At 38.7% G+C, this 18,005-nt stretch carries 18 protein-coding genes and 1 tRNA gene; 4 read left to right on the top strand and 15 right to left on the bottom strand.

The window, feature by feature from the left end; translation table 11 throughout:
- Nucleotides 1-14: 14 nt before the first annotated feature.
- The 8 genes from G322_RS0110910 to ybgC all read right to left on the bottom strand — a co-directional run bounded on the left by G322_RS0110910 (nt 15) and on the right by ybgC (nt 5,631).
- Nucleotides 15-90: transfer RNA gene (locus tag G322_RS0110910), tRNA-Lys, on the bottom strand.
- Nucleotides 91-313: 223 nt separating this feature from the next.
- The gene (gene ybgF / locus G322_RS0110905) at nt 314-1,051 is read right to left on the bottom strand and encodes a tol-pal system protein YbgF (RefSeq protein ID WP_022941817.1); all 738 of its coding nucleotides are present in this window, start codon (nt 1,049-1,051) and stop codon (nt 314-316) included.
- 12 nt (nt 1,052-1,063) lie between these two features.
- Nucleotides 1,064-1,615 (bottom strand): peptidoglycan-associated lipoprotein Pal, encoded by a 552-nt coding sequence (gene pal, locus G322_RS0110900; protein ID WP_022941816.1) that lies wholly within the window; start codon nt 1,613-1,615, stop codon nt 1,064-1,066.
- Between the two features lie 235 nt (nt 1,616-1,850).
- Nucleotides 1,851-3,164, bottom strand: a complete 1,314-nt coding sequence (gene tolB / locus G322_RS0110895) for a Tol-Pal system beta propeller repeat protein TolB (RefSeq protein ID WP_022941815.1) — start codon at nt 3,162-3,164, stop codon at nt 1,851-1,853.
- Between the two features lie 12 nt (nt 3,165-3,176).
- Complete coding sequence (tolA, locus tag G322_RS0110890; protein WP_022941814.1) at nt 3,177-4,118, bottom strand: cell envelope integrity protein TolA; 942 nt, start codon at nt 4,116-4,118, stop codon at nt 3,177-3,179.
- Nucleotides 4,108-4,545 (bottom strand): protein TolR, encoded by a 438-nt coding sequence (tolR, locus tag G322_RS0110885; RefSeq protein WP_022941813.1) that lies wholly within the window; start codon nt 4,543-4,545, stop codon nt 4,108-4,110. Before tolR ends, tolA begins: the two co-directional genes overlap by 11 nt.
- A gap of 8 nt (nt 4,546-4,553) precedes the next feature.
- A complete protein-coding gene (gene tolQ / locus G322_RS0110880) occupies nt 4,554-5,237 on the bottom strand; it encodes a protein TolQ (RefSeq protein ID WP_022941812.1) in 684 nt (227 codons plus the stop codon).
- Nucleotides 5,227-5,631 carry a tol-pal system-associated acyl-CoA thioesterase gene (gene ybgC, locus G322_RS0110875; protein ID WP_022941811.1) on the bottom strand — a complete coding sequence of 135 codons (405 nt, stop codon included), beginning with the start codon at nt 5,629-5,631 and terminating at the stop codon, nt 5,227-5,229. Before ybgC ends, tolQ begins: the two co-directional genes overlap by 11 nt.
- Nucleotides 5,632-5,815: 184 nt before the next feature.
- Here ybgC and G322_RS0110870 point away from each other — a divergent pair, with 184 nt between their 5' ends.
- Nucleotides 5,816-6,382 carry a CoA pyrophosphatase gene (locus G322_RS0110870; RefSeq protein ID WP_022941810.1) on the top strand — a complete coding sequence of 189 codons (567 nt, stop codon included), beginning with the start codon at nt 5,816-5,818 and terminating at the stop codon, nt 6,380-6,382.
- Here the strand turns inward: G322_RS0110870 and G322_RS0110865 are convergent.
- From G322_RS0110865 to G322_RS0110855, 3 genes are all read right to left on the bottom strand, one after another.
- Complete coding sequence (locus G322_RS0110865) at nt 6,379-6,582, bottom strand: YgaP family membrane protein (RefSeq protein ID WP_022941809.1); 204 nt, start codon at nt 6,580-6,582, stop codon at nt 6,379-6,381. The two genes, G322_RS0110870 and G322_RS0110865, sit on opposite strands and share 4 nt — an antisense overlap.
- A 21-nt stretch (nt 6,583-6,603) precedes the next feature.
- Nucleotides 6,604-7,926, bottom strand: coding sequence for a transglycosylase SLT domain-containing protein (locus G322_RS22290; protein WP_022941808.1), 1,323 nt, complete (start codon nt 7,924-7,926; stop codon nt 6,604-6,606).
- 143 nt (nt 7,927-8,069) lie between these two features.
- Nucleotides 8,070-9,095 carry an acyltransferase gene (locus G322_RS0110855; protein ID WP_022941807.1) on the bottom strand — a complete coding sequence of 342 codons (1,026 nt, stop codon included), beginning with the start codon at nt 9,093-9,095 and terminating at the stop codon, nt 8,070-8,072.
- Between the two features lie 482 nt (nt 9,096-9,577).
- Here G322_RS0110855 and G322_RS0110845 point away from each other — a divergent pair, with 482 nt between their 5' ends.
- Nucleotides 9,578-12,379 (top strand): hypothetical protein, encoded by a 2,802-nt coding sequence (locus G322_RS0110845; protein WP_022941805.1) that lies wholly within the window; start codon nt 9,578-9,580, stop codon nt 12,377-12,379.
- Here the strand turns inward: G322_RS0110845 and G322_RS0110840 are convergent.
- Together G322_RS0110840 and G322_RS0110835 are read right to left on the bottom strand one after the other, a co-directional pair.
- Complete coding sequence (locus G322_RS0110840) at nt 12,373-13,368, bottom strand: adenosine deaminase (protein ID WP_028866571.1); 996 nt, start codon at nt 13,366-13,368, stop codon at nt 12,373-12,375. The two genes, G322_RS0110845 and G322_RS0110840, sit on opposite strands and share 7 nt — an antisense overlap.
- A gap of 3 nt (nt 13,369-13,371) precedes the next feature.
- Nucleotides 13,372-13,557, bottom strand: a complete 186-nt coding sequence (locus tag G322_RS0110835) for a hypothetical protein (protein WP_022941804.1) — start codon at nt 13,555-13,557, stop codon at nt 13,372-13,374.
- An 88-nt stretch (nt 13,558-13,645) separates the two neighbouring features.
- Here G322_RS0110835 and G322_RS0110830 point away from each other — a divergent pair, with 88 nt between their 5' ends.
- Nucleotides 13,646-15,475, top strand: coding sequence for an ABC transporter ATP-binding protein (locus G322_RS0110830; RefSeq protein ID WP_028866570.1), 1,830 nt, complete (start codon nt 13,646-13,648; stop codon nt 15,473-15,475).
- Nucleotides 15,476-15,903: 428 nt separating this feature from the next.
- The gene (locus tag G322_RS0110825; RefSeq protein ID WP_022941802.1) at nt 15,904-17,136 is read left to right on the top strand and encodes an outer membrane protein transport protein; all 1,233 of its coding nucleotides are present in this window, start codon (nt 15,904-15,906) and stop codon (nt 17,134-17,136) included.
- Between the two features lie 76 nt (nt 17,137-17,212).
- On the opposite strand, the gene G322_RS0110820 is transcribed toward G322_RS0110825, so the two are convergent.
- Together G322_RS0110820 and G322_RS23735 are read right to left on the bottom strand one after the other, a co-directional pair.
- Complete coding sequence (locus tag G322_RS0110820) at nt 17,213-17,464, bottom strand: hypothetical protein (RefSeq protein WP_022941801.1); 252 nt, start codon at nt 17,462-17,464, stop codon at nt 17,213-17,215.
- A gap of 67 nt (nt 17,465-17,531) precedes the next feature.
- Nucleotides 17,532-18,005: hypothetical protein (locus G322_RS23735; protein WP_028866569.1), on the bottom strand; the 474-nt coding region annotated here is incomplete at its 5' end.

The following is an 18,005-nucleotide window of genomic DNA, read 5'->3' as shown; positions in this document are numbered from 1 at the left end:
CCACTTTAAGAAAGTGGTGGGCCGTGAAGGATTTGAACCTTCGACAAATGGATTAAAAGTCCACTGCTCTACCAACTGAGCTAACGGCCCATATACAATATGGTTTTGGTTTTAAACTCTACCAACTGAGCTAACGGTCTGATATGAATCATCTACAGGCCTAGTTAATATTTAACATGAACCATGTCACATTCCCTCTCAACTGCGGCGTATAATATACAATAATTTTGAGAGCGCAACAAAAATTTCGTGCTTTTTTTCTGTTTGTTGAGAAAACAAACAAATTAGCCTATTTAGCCTATCTAACTGAGCTTTATAGACCTTTTAAACGTTTACTTGCAAGCCCTGCTGCCGATGAATCAGGATACTCTTTTAACACTTTTCCGTAAAAGCGCTTGGCAGAATCTTTTTTACCGACATATTCATCAATAATACCAATTTTAAACAGTGCGTCTGCACGTTTACTTGAATCAGGGTATTTATCCGTCACAATTAAAAATGCACGACGCGCTTCATCGCGTTTTTTCTCTTTATAGAGAAGTTGCCCTAACCAGTACTGCGAATTAGCAACCAATGCAGATTTAGGGTGATCAATCACAAATGCTTCAAATGCAGTGATCGCTTGTCCATAATCTTTTTCAACTAACACTAAATCAACAGCTAACTGATAAGCCGCTTTTTCGTCTAGTGCAACAGGTTCGCTGTTTTCAGAGACTTTACTGCGAGGCGCTTTCGCTATATTATTTTTTTGCTCTTCAATAAGCTGATACAAATTACGCTGACGATTTTCAATCTGATCAATTTTATGGTTAAACAGTTCTAAATTTCCGTTGATTTGACTCACCTCTTGCGAGAGTTCATCAAGTTGGTTCTGAAAACGTATCTGCATGCGATTACGCGTTTCTAATAGACGCGTTAACTCATCAAGTTGTTTCTCTATCTGTTTGTTGCTTTTAGTGGTCGTCACGTCATTAACAGGCGCAACTGCAAAGCTAGAAGCAGATAAAAAAGTGGCCATAAAAATGGCCACGTTTAATTTAACTTTTTTCATACTAAGATCAGATTAGTAAGTAAGTTCAGCACGACGATTTTCAGCGTGAGCTGCTGTGTCATGACCTAAATTAACAGGTTTCTCTTCACCATAACTTACAACACTAATTTGGCTAGTAGCAACACCCATGTTTTCTAGGTAAGTAGAAACAGAGTTAGCTCGACGCTCGCCTAGTGCTATATTGTACTCAGGCGTTCCTTTTTCATCTGCATGGCCTTCGATTGTTAGTGCTTTCTCAGGGTTGTTTACTAAGAACTTAGCATGTGCATCAAGGATTTTTGTAAAGCGAGGTGCGATAGCAGATTTATCAAACTCAAAGTTGATTGTGGTTTCAAGAATGGCCCACGTGTACTCTTGTACAAGTTGCTCTTCTTCTGTTAATTCAACTGCTTCAATTACATCAGTCTCAACTGTGTTATCTGCACCGTTTTCTACAACTTCTTCCGTCGCTGCTTTATTTGTTTCACTTGACGCAGCATCGCTATCGCTGTTTGAGCTACAAGCACCCAGTGCTAACATTGGTAGTGCAATCAACAAGCTTTTTGAAATCATTGATAAATTCATTTTCTTTCCTTATTTTTACTTAAAATATTGATACCAATCGGTCTAAGTACTTGGTCACTCTACTCGTCAAAACAGCCAATATCAGCGTTGCATTCAATCGTCTCTGCTCTATTTGACTTCGTCAAACAGTATACAGAACAAAACAAATTACCGTTTTGCTTATTAATCAATCATGCGCCTTGCTCTTGACTATTTTTTCTTCGTAAAATTTGACCCTTTATTAAACAGAATGATATTAGTTTAAAAATGGAGACCATGCTGGTGATTTAACGTCACCGTTTTTTGCTGGAATATTCGCTTTAAAACGACCATCCATCGATACTAGCGCCAACCCTTTCTTACCTTGATAAACAGTACTGTAAATTATCATACTGCCATTCGGTGCGATACTTGGCGATTCGTCGAGCTGAGTTTTAGTCAGTGTTCTTAACTCACCAGAATCAAGATCTTGCACTGAAATTTTATAATTTCCATTATGACGACTCACTAACACAAGACTATCACCATCTGGGGTAATTGCACCACCTAAATTCATTTCGCCTTCCCAAGTTAGGCGTTTTGTTTTGCCAGATGTGAGCTCAACTTGATAAATCTGTGGTCTTCCACCACGCTCCGATGAAAAAATCAAACTTTTACCATCAGGTGTCCAACTTGGCTCAGTATCAATAACACGGTTTCGCGTAATACGCTTTAACGCTTTGGTGATCACATTTAAAACATAAATTTCTGGTTGGCCATCTTTTGACAAAACTAATGCTAGCTGTTTTCCGTCAGGTGACCAGTTAGGCGCACCATTTATTTTTGGAAATGAGGTCATTAACTCACGCTTTTGCGTATAGAGATCTTGAACATAGATTTGTGAGCGTTTTTTTTCAAAACTAACATATGCAAGCTTTCGACCATCTGGAGACCAAGAGGGAGACATAATCGGTTGTTTAGAGCGTAATACTAACTTCTCACCATAACCGTCGTAATCTGAAATACGTAATTGGTAAGGATGCGAACTTTTGCGATCCACAGCCACATAAGCAATCCGCGTTAAAAACGCCCCTCTATCCCCTGTTAGTTTTTCATAAACCACATCACTGATACGATGCGCAAATTGACGAAGCTGTTTTGTTTTTACCGTACTACGACGTTTTTCCATCACAGGAGAATAACCCGCCATGCCCATATTACCCGTCACCACATCAAGTAATTCGTAAGTGATAGTATATTTACCGGCTTTAGTCGCAGGTTTTACCTCTCCCATTACAATCGCTTCTACGCCTATTTTATGCCATAACGCATAATCAATGTGTTGGCTATTAGAAGGTGTTTTAGCCATTTTATCCAGTGAGATAGGGCTAAATTGGCCACTACTTCTGAGATCACTTGCAATGATCTTTGCAAAATTTTGAGGTTTTTTACCCTCGCCTAACCACTTAAAAGGGATAACAGCAATAGGACGGGCACTGCTCACACCTTCAGTGATTAGTATTTCTAAACGCGCAGAAGCCTGCAATGAAACTATCGATAACGATATTACTAACAATAAACGAACAAACATCTTCTATTTTCCTTAAAAATCATACTCTAAAGTAATATCAAAATCGCGAAACTGTGGGGCTATTTCAGGATCTCTGGGGATCGGTAACGTTTTTGCTTTCCTTGTTGCTCTTTCGGCCGAGGCACAGACTTTCTCATCACCTTTAATACGGCGAGTACTTAATACTAAACCGTCTGGTGCTAATCGAATACTCAACTTACATAGCTTGCCTTTCATACTTGGCTCAACTTGCCAGTTTCGACTAATTTTATCTCTAATCAGTGCTTCGTAACGGGCAATTTCTGATAACTGTTTTGAGCTTTGTGCACTTGAAAACGAATCTGCAAACTCTGCTTCCATCTGCTTATCAAGCTCAGCTTGGCGTAAATGCTCTGCTTTTCGTTTTGCCTCTTTATCTGCTTTTATTTTAGCTTCCTTGGCTCGTTTTTCTTTTAGAGCTTTAGCGACTGCCACCTTTTCTACTTCGATACGTTTAGCTTCTTCTTGCTCTCTTTTTATGCGCTTTTCTTCCTGCTTTTTAAATTTTTCTTCCGCTATTTTTTTTGTTTTTTCCGCTTCTTTTTTCGCTCTTAGTGCTTTGGCAGCCACTATTTTCTCAAACAGGATGCGTTCTTCCAATTTCTTTTTTTCAGCGGCTTTTACTTTTTCCGCTTTAACACGCATCGCTTCCACCTCTTTACGCTTTTTCTCAGCCCGCTTTTTTTCACGTTTAATACGTGCTTTTTCGGCGCGTTTCTGCTCTATTTTTCTTTTCTCAGAAGCGACTTTATCTGCCTTTTTCTGCGCTAAATCATCAAATAGTTTTTGATTCACCACCGATGCTTTGATAACAATCATCTCCTTGGGTTTATTTTTGGGCAGTGAAAAATCCATGCTCATTAACAATACGCCACCAACAATAAGATGCAGTGACAGTGCGGTGACAAAAGCGATAACAGTAGTACTATTTTTCATTTTCAACCGGCTCGGTCATTAATCCCAATGAAGCAACACCCGACTCTTGCAATAGAACCATTAACTCGATAACACGTTTATAGGGCACATCACCATCCCCTTTAATTACAAACTGTGTTTCTTTATCTGCAAGTAGCTGCGCTTTGACTAACGCACTCATTTCGTCACTGCTCAGCGCAGTATCGCCACTTTCACCAACATCTAAATAATATAATCCCTGCTTATCAATAGAGGCTATCAAGGGAGGTTTACTATCAACAGAAAGTGCTTCGGCCGTCGCTTGTGGCAAGTCAACTTTAACGCCAAGCGTGACTGTCGTAGCCGTTGCCATAAAGATAATTAACAGTACTAACATAACATCAATGTAAGGCACCACATTAATTTCCGCGACCACTTTACGGCGCGGTCTACGATAAGCATATTGCATAATGGCTCCTATTCGCTTTCAGTCATCGCTTGACGATGTAAAATAGAGGTAAACTCTTCCATTAAATTAATGTAAGCGGTCTCTATTTTTGTCATATTTGTGGAAAATTTATTATACGCAATCACCGCAGGGATTGCCGCAAATAAGCCCATCGCCGTTGCAATCAACGCTTCTGCAATGCCCGGCGCAACCATAGTTAATGTCGCTTGCTGCACTTCACCAAGCGCAATAAAAGAGTTCATGATTCCCCATACTGTTCCAAACAGACCAATATAAGGGCTGATAGAACCAATGGTTGCCAGTGCTGAAAGTCCTGTTTCTAACCCTTCAACTTCACGTGAAAGTGTCACACGCATGCTACGATGAGCACCTTCGGTTACGCTATCCACATTACGCCCCGGCATGCGATGTAAGCGAGAAAACTCTTTAAAACCACTGTAAAATATTTTTTCACTGCCGGTAATATGTTCACTACGTGCAGCCGTTTCTTTATATAAACGGCTGAGATCATGACCAGACCAAAAGCGTTCTTCAAAGTGAGTCAATGCTTGCTGGGCAGATTTAAACATTCTTGCGCGTGAAAAGATCAGCGTCCATGAGTAAATAGACATACCAAGTAGCAGTAACATGACAAACTTTACCAGCATACTTGCTTGTAAAAACAGACCTATAAAAGACATATCAGCATGCACTGGACATTACCTCGATTATTTCAGCAGGAATTGCTGTGGGTTTCATTTTCTGTAGATTAACACAGGCGATTAGAGTAGAGGCTTGACAAAGAAGTTCCCCACTCTCATTAAATATTTGTTGTTTGAAGACTAAGCTCGCTTTCCGATAACTTTCAACTTCTGTTTTCATCGACAGTAACTGGTTAAAGCGTGCAGGTTGAATACAATCCATCTCTACTTTTTTAACCATAAATACGATATTTTTTGCTAATAGAACATCTTGTTCAATATTACTTTCCCGTAAACACTCAGTGCGACCGCGTTCAAAAAATTTTAGGTAATTTGCATAATAGACGACGCCACCAGCATCGGTATCTTCGTAATAAACTCGTACAGGTAGAGTAGAAATCAACACGTGACTTTTCCATCAAAAATTAATGGCACTAAGCTACTATAAATGGTTGTTTTTGTCGAATGATGTTGGATTTTTGTATAAAAAAAGAGAGCGAAGTATTGCCATTAAAATTAAGCGGGTAAGTAACTTCACTTCTAAGCTAAAATAATATTCTTTATTAACAATAAATAGCAGGGTAAATAATATGAATAGAGAGTCGTTTTTAAACTTTTTTTTATTCTCATCTCCAAAAAAACAGCGATCATTAGATCAGAACCTCAAAAAAGCAGCGGTATTGATTATTTTAGTTGAACGGAGAGATGGGCTACATATTATTTTGACAGAGCGAGCACTGCACCTGCGCCATCATCCAGGACAAGTTAGTTTTCCAGGGGGGAAATATGAACCAAGGGATCTAACACTACAACAAACAGCGCGACGAGAAACAGAGGAAGAGATTGGTATTGATGCGAAGTTCATCAATATGATAGGAGAATTACCCGCACTTAATACCACAAGTGGTTTTGAAGTATTCCCTTTTATTGCTTTTGTAGATAGCCAATTTATCTTAAAAATTGATGCGCAAGAGGTTAAAAGTGTTTTTGAAGTACCGCTAAGCTTTTTATTAGAGAACAAAAATTTCTATCGGCAACACCTTGTAGCCAATAAAAAACGTCACTTTACCTATTGTATTAGTTATCAAAACCACCTAATCTGGGGCGCAACGGCTCAGATTTTAAAAAATCTGCAACAATTATTGCAAAAGGATTAATCCTTCTTTTGCTCTTTTTCGCACGCACAACTCGATATCCCAAAAGGAAGATAAGCAGGACACCAACCGATTGTCCCTGTAAAGAGGGGGATTAAACCAATCACCCCCCACCAACTCTGAAAATAGAAACCAACAGCAATCATCACAATACCAGCACCGACACGTAAACCACGATCAATACCACCTACATTTTTGTTCATAACCCGCTCCTTTGTCATTATTCATAGTTTAGTTTGATACAAAGCAATACGCGAATTTACCCGCTGTAAATAATGCTTTGTTTCATCAAAGGGAAGTTTCGCCAGCAGTTGTTGATACACCTCATCGGGAGAAAGTTGATTAATGACTTTAGCTGCTTTATTAATATTACGCGCACCATCTTTGTTAAATACGCGTGCCACATTACCCGCGCCAGTATTGTAAGCGGCGATAGTGCAGTAAAGACGACTCTGTTCATTTTTTATCGCTTTTAAATAGCGTTTATCCAATATATTAAGATAAGCACTTCCTGTTTCAACATTTATTTCAGGAACATACAGATCGCTCACTGACATTGGCTTATCTATATTACGCACCAATTTATTCACATCATGGCCTGCACTGCGTGGGACAATCTGCATTAAGCCATAGGCGGGAACCGCAGATTTAGCATTAGGATTAAACGCAGATTCAGAGTGCATAATTGCCATAATAAGTGCGGCTGGAATCTGATTTACTTCACTCTCCTTTTCTGCAAAATGTACATATTTACTGGCACGCTTCTGTAAGCTGTTTTTAGGGAGGCTAACGGTATAACGAATAATTTTACTATTTTCCGATGCTTCTTTTTTGGCCTGTAAATAATTTTTATCACTGTTAGTCAAACGTGCTTGACTACTTTTAAGTAACTCTTTTTTCTCCTGTGTCGCTAATAAGCTAGCCTCTTTTTCACTTAGCACGCTATCAGGTAATAAAGCGCGATCTGCTTGTTTATCAATCTCTTGTGCTAACGCTTGTGTCTGTTTAATAATGATATCTTTGCTTTTTTGATTGTTTTCATCAGAAAATTCAATGCGAGAAAGGGTAAACTTCCCTTGGTTATCTATTTTATCCTCACTAAACAACTGAGCAAGACTAGATGATTTATCTTGCAGTAATTTTTCCATCTGTTTTTTCAGTGCTTTTTCCGCTTCAACTTGTGAAATATTTTGATTCACAATCAATTCAATTTTCACCTGTTCGTTCGCATAATCAATCACTGATTTAACATTTTTGTCCTCGCTAAATTCAACATCATATTCAGCGTGACTGGTCTCGGCTTTGCCCCACTTTTTAATCACATCTTGTTGAAATTGGTCAAATTCTTTTAGGTATTGCGCCTGCCAAATTTGATAATCACTTTGCTGTGATTGTAGATACAACTCAAATTCACGCTGCATCTGTGGCGAATCAACTTTCTCAGCTTCAAATAGCACCATTTCAGATGCTAAATCAGTAAAGGGATCAGATGCCCAAAGCATAAAGGGACTGATTAATAAGCTAAAAAAAAGCACATAACGAGACATAACAACTCCTTTGAGATAAAAAACAGGCAACCAACATTTAAAGTACTAAAAAATTTTACGTTTTTGTTTTCGATAAATGACAGAATAGATCAATCAGAGTAAAAGATCGCTCACCATCGCCGTGAGCATCTTATTTTAAAAAATTACGGTACAATACGTTTAATAAGCGGTATTTTAACCAATAACATGGTGCAAAATAGCGAGACAAATAACACCACAATCGTAATAATAGGAATAGCCAACCAATTACTGCCAAAGAAATCATAAAAACCATTATCTAATTTACGAACAGGAATTAATAGCAGTGGGTGTAATAGGTAGATCCCTAAACTATATTTTGAAAACTGTGAGATTAATGCACGAAAATTTCCTTTAATTCTATCTGCATAAGTTTGTGCCACCACAAACAACATACCACCAATAATCATAGTATTCAGTGTTTTATAACCCATAAAGAATGAACTGTATTCACCCTTTTTCACGGCTAATTCCCACGAACCAAAGAAATTAAGTAGTAGCATTGTAATGCCCGCGACTAACCAATAGTTTAGTTGTTCACGGTTATCTCGATTAAACAGGTACCAACCTAAAATAAGATACCCAGTATATAAAATAAGGTTTTCTAATAAAAAACTCTCGACCTTAAACCACTTCATTAAAAACATCACTGAAATCGTAACAACCACTAATTTAGTTAGCTCTGGTGTTAATTTTTTTAGCAAAGGAATTAAAAATGGAATAACAAAATAAAGTGGAATAAAATCATAAAAAAACCACAGGTGATACCAAGTGGGATCGTTAGGTGAATTTTGAATAATTTGCATTGTTTGTGTAGCAGACCAACCATCCACGGTAAAACCAGCCACAATAGCGTAGATAATTGTCCAGCCAAGAAAAGGAATGGCCACTTTAGAGAGGCGTTTTGTTAAATAGTGCTCACAGTCAAAGGCACGCTCTGTAGAAAGTAATAACGCCCCACTTATCATCATAAATACAGGTACAGCCCATCGAGTGATACTATTGATGCCCATTGCAGCTAACCAATCACCATTTGGGATCTCACCATACAAAAAGCGAAATGGACCTAATACATGAATGGCGACTACCGCAATAGTGGCAATAAAACGTAAAAAATCGATATAAAATATTGAAGGTCTTTGAGTAGCCATAAATCAACTTGTTATATTAATATGAATAAGTAATGAAGTTAAACAGATCATTTATCAAAAGCAATTTTGTTATCACACAACATTGATAAATTGATAACGATATATCCCCATGATGCTTCAAGATACAAAGTCAGCAATGCAAATTGTGCCAATATGCTAGACATAAAATGGAACCTTTCGAGAGATTAATAAAAACACATTAATCCTCTGTCGGTAGAATTAACAGAAATACGTTAATTCTTTAATAGTTATTCTATATATATATTTTATCACAACGCAGATTGGTGCGATTTTCGTTGCCCTACGGGGCGCAAGATCGAAAACCAGCTCAGCGTTGCAATGCTCAAAAAGTGAATTACAATTACTTCGTATTGCACCTTGCTCTGATTATCGAGCTTGTGCCTGACAAAGCATCTTGAGGTAACATGGGTATAAAGCAAAAAAGTTTAAAATAGAGCAATAATAGAATGGATCTCTTTAGTATGAGCAAAACAATTAAATCTTTTCTGCTTTTGATAATGCTATCGAGTTTTCCGACTGCATTTTTAAATGCGGCAAACTTCGTCGCTTGGGACAAAAAAGGGGATAAGTGGTTACAGCAAACCTCTACACACTTCTCTATTAGTTACCTAGAGGTTCACCAAGAGAACGCAACACGTGTTCTAAAAATTGCTGAACAGGTACATCAACAGCTACAACCCTTTTTTAAGGTCACACCCGAAAAGCGCACAGAGATAATCTTGTTAGATGACATTGATAACCTCAGTGGCCATGAATCAACGTTAGAATATGGTGAAATACGCTTAGTGATGAGCCCTCCCACAGATATCAATACGATTGAGATTGAAGATGACTGGTTACCTATCACTTTAGCACATGAATATAGCTATATATTACAAATGCAACTTAGTCAGGGCACATTACGTGGTCTGTTTATCTCCGCTGAATTTACCCCCGCAATGTTACTCGAAGGCGTTGCTATCTATCTGGAAAAAAATAATCAACTTAAAACAGATCGCTTAGACAGCAGTAATTTCCATATGCAGATCCGTTTACAGGTGCAAAGTGAGCAGTTACAAGATCTACAAAAAGTTGTTCTCCATAACCGAGAGTGGCCCCTCACTTCCACCTATATTTATGGTGCTTATTTTATCAATTATCTTGCTAAAACCTATGGCGAAGAGAAGCTACTCACTTTTTTAGAAAATTACAGCCAAAACTTAATCTCCTACCTATTCTTAAATCGTGAAACAGAAAAGGTCTATGGCAAAGATTTTTTAACCCTCTGGCAAGACTTTAAAGTCGACCTTAACAATGAATTTTCAGAGCAAATTAAGACCTTAGAAAAACAGGAAGTAGATGGGGAAACGCTATTTAGTTCTCCTTTTATACAAGCAACGGCCAGCAGTATTGAGGGTTTATTAGTCAACAAAATAAATGGCGAAGATAGACATGAAATAGCGCAATATCATGATGAAAAATGGCACTCTATCACCCCAACTAACCAGCTTAAAGATATAGACAGTCACCCTCAAGCTGGGCTTATAACGACACGCACTATCAACTATGTTGATGGTCATCAATACAATGATATTTTTCTCTATAATAACAACAATTGGAGACGTTTAACGGAGCGTGCTCGTTTTACAAATGTGCGTTTTACTCCTGATGGTAAAAGCATCTTAGCCACACGGATTGTCGCAGGGTTAAGCGAACTTTGGTTACTCAATATAGAAAATAAAAACAGCACACTTAAACTTTGGCAGGGTACTGAAAATGTTATTTTAGGAGAGTTTGATATCGCCCCCTCGGGTGAGTTTCTTGTTGCATCCATTAAATACCCGCAGAGTCAATGGAAGCTAATGACGTTTGATCTGAACTCAAAACAGTGGAAAAATATCAGCGATCAGCAGGGTAATGAAAATAGTCCCGAGTTTTTAGCGGATGGGTCTATTCTCTATAGCGCAAACTACACAGGCATCTCCAATATCTATCGCCTTGATTTTAAAAAATCCACAATAACACAGTGGACCGCCGTTATTGGAGGCGCATTTCAACCGATTTGGCAAGCGGGATTAGGGTTAGTCTTTCAGAGTTATGAGAAAAACAGTTATACTATCCGCCATATTGAAAAACCAGAACCGATAACAGTATTCGCATACTCCAACGTTCAACATCATGACAAAAAAGTGCTCCAACTTAATGAACAGATTGAAATATCGCCCCCCGTGTCTTATAGCACTTGGCAAACCATTCAGCCGCACTCATGGTTGCCAGTACTTTATGTCGATGAGGTGCGCTCACTAGTAGGTTTGAATACCTATGGAGGAGATGCTCTCGGTCGTCATAATTATGAAATTTATGCACTATGGGATGTAAAAAATAAGCTCGGCTCTTACCTGTTTGAATACCGCTACGATAACCGTTGGGCTATTGCCTACCTGCATGATTATAAATTTAAAAATGTCAGTTTAGATAAACTAAATCCACACTATCAAATATCGAGCAATCAAACCTACGTCGCACAGCGCAACCATATTTTTTCAGCATGGGAAGATAAACTCAGCTTTCACGCGGGTATCTCAATGAGTTTTGATAGCCTGTTTTATCAGCCCACAAACATTCAACAAACAGAGCCAACATTTGATATAGATGCAACAGAGATAACAACGGGCATCGCTCTCACCTTTGATAATCGAGAATATTATTTTAATGTGCCAGATGTAGGGTGGGGTCACTATTATGATTTTACTTTTGAAGAAAACATTCTCAACAGTGATTTTAATGGACAAAAATATCAAACTCAGTGGCGAGTAACCTGGGATCTACCCGGTCGTATCACCATACTCACCCGTCTATCAGCAGGGTATTCCAGTGATGATGCCAAAAGATATAGCTTAGGTGGCAATAACTTAAAGCAAGAGATGAATCTTTTTGACCGTAATAGCCAAGCTATTCGAGGATATGATGATGTCGCCCTAGTCGGTCATGTTTATGCCACACAGCGCATTGAAATAAATTCTTTATTAATGCGTTTCGAACGTAATTGGGGGCTCTTTCCGCTCGGAATGGGCGACATTGCAGGCACTGTTTTTGTTGATTCAGGCTCAGCATGGGATGTGGGTGAGAAATATGATCCCATAACAGGGTTTGGTGCGCAGATACAGCTTGAGTTTAAGCTCGGTTATAACTATGCCCTGCCGATAAACTTAGGTTACGCCTACGGCACGGATGATGCATTAGGAAAAGATTACTTTTACCTCAATTTTGGCAGTGCTTATTGATAAGCCTTTAGCATTGCTAACAATGCCTGTTTTGCTTGATCATCAATAAAACTGGCATTAATGCTATTTTCAACCAACTGCTTAGCTTGCTTTTTAGTGAGGTTTAATGCTTCATGTAACGCCACAAAATTTTCAGTTATATACCCCCCGAAATAAGCCGGATCATCTGAGTTTACAGTGACACACACACCACGGTTTAACATTTTTAAAATAGTATGTTCAGACAGTTCAGCAAACACTTTTAACTTGGTATTTGAGAGCGGACAAACAGTTAACGGCATCTGTGTTTTTATTAACCTTTTCATTAACGCTTCATCTTGCATCGCATTAACACCATGATCAATACGCGAAACCAGAAGATCATCAAGCACGGTTGTAATAAACGGTGCAGGCCCTTCCTCCCCCGCATGCGCAACGGTTAACAGACCCAGCTCACGCGCTTTGGCAAATACACGACTAAATTTTTCTGGTGGATTTCCTTTCTCGGCACTGTCCAACCCAACCGCTTTTATTTTATCTAAAAAAGGGATGGCTTGAGCAAGTGTAATAAACGCTTGTTGTTCACTTAAATGACGTAAAAAACAGAGAATAAGTACAGAGCTTATGCCAAGTTTTGTCTCACCATCTTGCAATGCATGTGAAATGCCATTAATAACCGTGGCAAATTTTATACCGCGATCAGTATGCGTTTGTGCATCAAAAAAGGGTTCAACATGGAGAACATTTTGTTCTTTACACTTAAGCAGGTAAGCCCATGTTAAATCATAAAAATCTTGCTCTTCAATCAGTACTTCAGCACCTTGATAATAGATGTCTAAAAAATCTTGTAAATTATCAAATTGGTAAGCTTGCCTTATTTGTTGCACACTTTTAAAAGGGATCATCACTTTATTACGCATTGCCAATTCAAACATGAATTCAGGCTCTAAACTGCCCTCTAAATGCAGGTGTAATTCAACTTTAGGTAGTTTGTTCAGCCACTTTTTCATCACTCATAACCCCTGTTTTTTATATTTTTCATCTCTTTTTTGCTGTGCTTTTAACAGTTCAGCTTCTATATTTTTAGCTTTTTCTAATGCTTCAAGTTGTACAGAGGGGATGATGACTTGCTCTGTTTTTTTATCTTCGCCACAAGCTGATAATAAAAACAGCCCAATTAACAACACTGATATCTTCATTTTATTTCCCTTAAATAGTTGTTTTGTTTGATTATCTCTTTATATTAAAGAGAGTATTTTTTACACATTAGGTAAGCAAATGTTAACGATTTTTAAGTATTTTGAAAATTTGGTACCTGCACTCAATGATGCAGAGCCAACCCAGCCTCCCGATACATTGGTGGCTTTTTGCCTTCATTATACAAAAGGTTACGGTTTTTACCTGTTTTTGATGACAGTATTAACGTCAGTATTAGCTATTTTAGAGGTTTCTCTGTTTGGTTTTATGGGCCAATTAGTTGATTGGCTGATCACCAAAGATCCCGAGACCTTATTGCAAGATGAAGGCTTAACACTACTGGTTATGTCACTGATTGTATTGATACTGATCCCCCTGTTAACACTTTTTCACTCACTGATTGTACACCAAGTTTTGCTGGGCAATTACCCAATGTCGATACGTTGGTTTGCACATCGCTACTTACTTAAACAAAGTGTCTCATTTTACCAAGATGATTTTGCAGGGCGTATCGCCACTAAAGTGATGCAAACCGCTCTTGCAGTACGTGAAACCGTGATGAAACTACTCAACGTCATGGTTTATGTATTGGTTTATTTTATCTCAATGGTGGTGATGGTTGCACAAGCAGATTATCGTTTAGCGATCCCAATGCTGGTTTGGTTATTGATTTATATCTGCCTACAAATTTACTTTATTCCACGCTTGAAAAAGGTAGCAACCGAGCAAGCCGATGCACGCTCAACCATGACAGGACGTATTGTTGACAGTTACACCAATATTTCCACCGTCAAACTGTTTGCACATACGGACTCTGAATCTGCTTATGCCAAGCAGGGAATGCAAGGATTTTTAGATACCGTTTACAGACAGATGCGCCTTGCAACAGGTATTAATGTCACCGTCCAGTTCTCTAATTACGTGTTAGCGTTTGCAATGACGGCACTGGCGATTAGCTTATGGATGCAAAGCGCCATTACCGTTGGTGCTATCGCCATTGCTGTTAGTCTCGCACTGCGTTTAAACGGCATGTCGCATTGGATAATGTGGGAGTTGAGCGCGCTGTTTGAAAATATCGGCACAGTGACCGATGGCATGCGCACGCTGGCAAAACCCAATATTATTGAAGATAAAAAAGACGCTAAACCACTCAATGTAAATAAAGGTGCTATCCATTTTGATAATATCAGTTTCCATTATGGCGAAAATAAAGGGATCATTAATAACCTTGATCTAAAAATAAAAGCGGGTGAAAAAGTGGGTTTAGTGGGTCGCTCTGGTGCGGGAAAATCGACTCTTGTTAATCTATTGTTACGTTTTTATGATGTAGAGCAGGGTAACATAATGATTGATGATCAAAACATTAACCATGTACAACAGGAAAGTTTACGCTTAAAAATCGGCATGGTAACCCAAGATACCTCACTACTGCACCGTTCGATTCGAGAAAATATTCTTTATGGGCGCCCAGATGCAACAGAAGAGCAGATGGTCAATGCTTGTAAACAAGCGGAAGCACACGCGTTTATTTTGGATTTAACCGATAATGAAGGTAACACAGGTTATGACGCACAGGTCGGTGAGCGTGGTGTGAAGCTTTCTGGCGGGCAACGTCAACGTATTGCTATTTCACGTGTCTTACTCAAAGATGCGCCGATCTTGGTATTAGATGAAGCAACCTCTGCCCTTGACAGTGAAGTAGAAGCCGCTATTCAAGAGAGTTTGTATGAGTTAATGCAGGGTAAAACCGTGATTGCCATCGCACATCGATTATCAACCATTGCAGCGATGGACAGATTAATCGTGTTAGACAAGGGTAAAATTCTTGAACAGGGAACACATCAAGAACTTATTCAAGGTAAAGGTATTTATGCACAGCTTTGGGCACATCAAACAGGTGGTTTTTTAGGGATAAAATAATAATAGTAATGGCTGAGTTAATCACTTTTCTCAGCCTCATTCTCAAAGCCTTGAAAACCTGATTGATGTCATTATTATTCGCCATAAAAGTTCCACTCTAATATTGCTAACTCTTTATATTTTTATGAACACAAAAAATGGCTTAAAAAGCGTAATCTCTCGATGAAAGACGCAGAAAAATCAAGTGTTTTTCAAGCCATTAAAGAGCAGTAGTAATAATCACAGTAAATGCTTATTTACTCTATCAGAGACACTAAATTATTTTTTAAAAGTTGGTTATCTTTTACTTTTGTAGCACAATCTCCCGAAATTAGAGAACTATCACAAAATATCCCACTTTTATCGCTCACAGGGCTTTCCCTTTTTGCTTTCACTATTTAAAATTCGATAACAATTATTTAACATTTATCGTTTACGGAATAATAAACATGAAAAAAACAGATTTCTTTAAAAAAACAGCGCTTGTAACCGCCCTTGCACTTAGCACAACACAAGTCATTGCAGCAGGTTTCCAACTGAATGCACAATCAGCAACAGGCCTTGGTCGTGCATTTGCGGGTGATGCCGTCATTGCAGATAACGCATCCGTGATGGCACGTAATGCAGCTGCAATGGCACTGTTTGATAAAACAGAACTGTCATTAGGTTTGAATGTGTTAAAGAGTGATATTAGTGTGAGTGATGCGACTTACTATGGCCCAACATCGACAGGTGCAAGCTCAAATTATGCAGATGCAGGTGATACCTCATTAGCCCCCAATATTCACCTTATCGTGCCACTTAATGAACAGTTTGCCGTCGGCATAAACTTGTATTCAAATTTTGCGACTAAAACTGAGTTTGATGATAGTTTTACCGCTTCTGAATACGGTGGTTTAACCGATGTAAAAAGTATTAATCTAGGGCTAGCTGCCTCTTACCGAATTAATAAGCAATGGAGCATCGGCGGTGGTCTCGATATTGTTTACGGCACAGGCATACTACAACGCTCACTGAATGTGGGGGCTTCTCAAAAAATAGAGTTACTCGATGCAGATGCAGCCGGCTTTGGTCTTGGTTTTAACTTAGGCACCGTTTTTGAATTAAATAAAAACAACCGCTTTGGTCTTTCATACCACTACAGCCCTGAAATTAAAGCCGAGGGTGATATATATGTGCAAGGTAATAAGGTATCGGAAACACTTTACCTGCCACTGCCCGATATGGCGGAGTTTTCTGGTTATCACCGCTTAACTGACTCAAAATTTGCAATACATTACAGCGTACAATGGATTGGTTGGTCTGCGTTTGAAACATTAGACATTGAAACAACGGGTGGAAGAGTGGCTTTAAACAACTACCAATGGAAAGATGCGATGCACTTTGCATTAGGGGGTACTTATTATCTGAATAACAGCTGGACGTTACGTGGCGGTTATATGTATGACCAAAGTGCACAGGATGAAGTCACCTCAATCTCAGTGCCTGACTCTGATCGTCAATGGTTCTCAGCAGGATTCACTTATCATATTAGTGAAAATTCCAATGTGGATTTAGGGGCAACTTACCTGCTAGGGAAAGATGTTGCTGTAACAGAAACGACCAAGGGTGTTTCACAAATTATGGCCACCACACACGCCGATGCAATTTTAGTCGCAATGCAATATAGTCATAGCTTCTAAATTATCACTGATAAAAAAATCCTCTCACTTGATGTAAGTGAGAGGATTTTTATAAAGATGATTGCTCTATCGTCAATTAATCAGCTAACAACGCTTCTGTTGCTTTTTTAGTATCAATCGAATCCCCTGCTTTTTCCTTATCAACGGAGTCGTACGCTTTTTTATAATCAAGCTCTTCACCCATTACCGACTCTTTTAGTTTATTGGTATCAACCGATGCGCCCGCTTTCTCTTTATCAACAGATTCGTTTAGTTTGCCAAAATCGATGGCAAACGTCGCCGTTGAAAAGAACAAGGCGGTCATTGTAACAAGTGCTAATTTTTTCATTATAAATATTCCATTTCAGTAATTATGAGTGAAATATAACGCAGATTAATAAGCGAAACCAGTCTCCTTAACAATCCAAGCGAAATTGTTGATGGCTCTTTTTACTGTGCTGTTTAATTTTACCTAAGATAGTTTTTATTTCATTGTTATCTTTCGCTTTATCTAATGCTTTAAACAGATCTTGAAGCTCGGTCATCCCCTGCATATACTTCATATGCTGATGATGTTGATCAGAACTCATTCCCTGCATGCTTGGCATGGATGCCATATCATGATCAACACTGTCCATCTGCATATCACCGTGATCCATCTTGCTATGATTCATGGCACTCATATCATCCGCTTTCATGTTGCTATGATCCATGACGCTCATATTACCTGCTTTCATACTGCTATGATCCATGGCACTCATATCATCCGCTTTCATACTACTATGATCCATAGCACTCATATCATCCGCTTTCATACTACTATGATCCATGGCGCTCATATCATCCGCTTTCATACTACTATGATCCATGGCGCTCATATCATCCGCTTT

The sequence above is a fragment of the Psychromonas hadalis ATCC BAA-638 genome, assembly GCF_000420245.1.
Taxonomy (GTDB): Bacteria; Pseudomonadota; Gammaproteobacteria; order Enterobacterales; family Psychromonadaceae; genus Psychromonas; species Psychromonas hadalis.
Note: the sequence above shows the minus strand (reverse complement) of the source record. Positions and strands in the feature narration are given on the sequence as shown.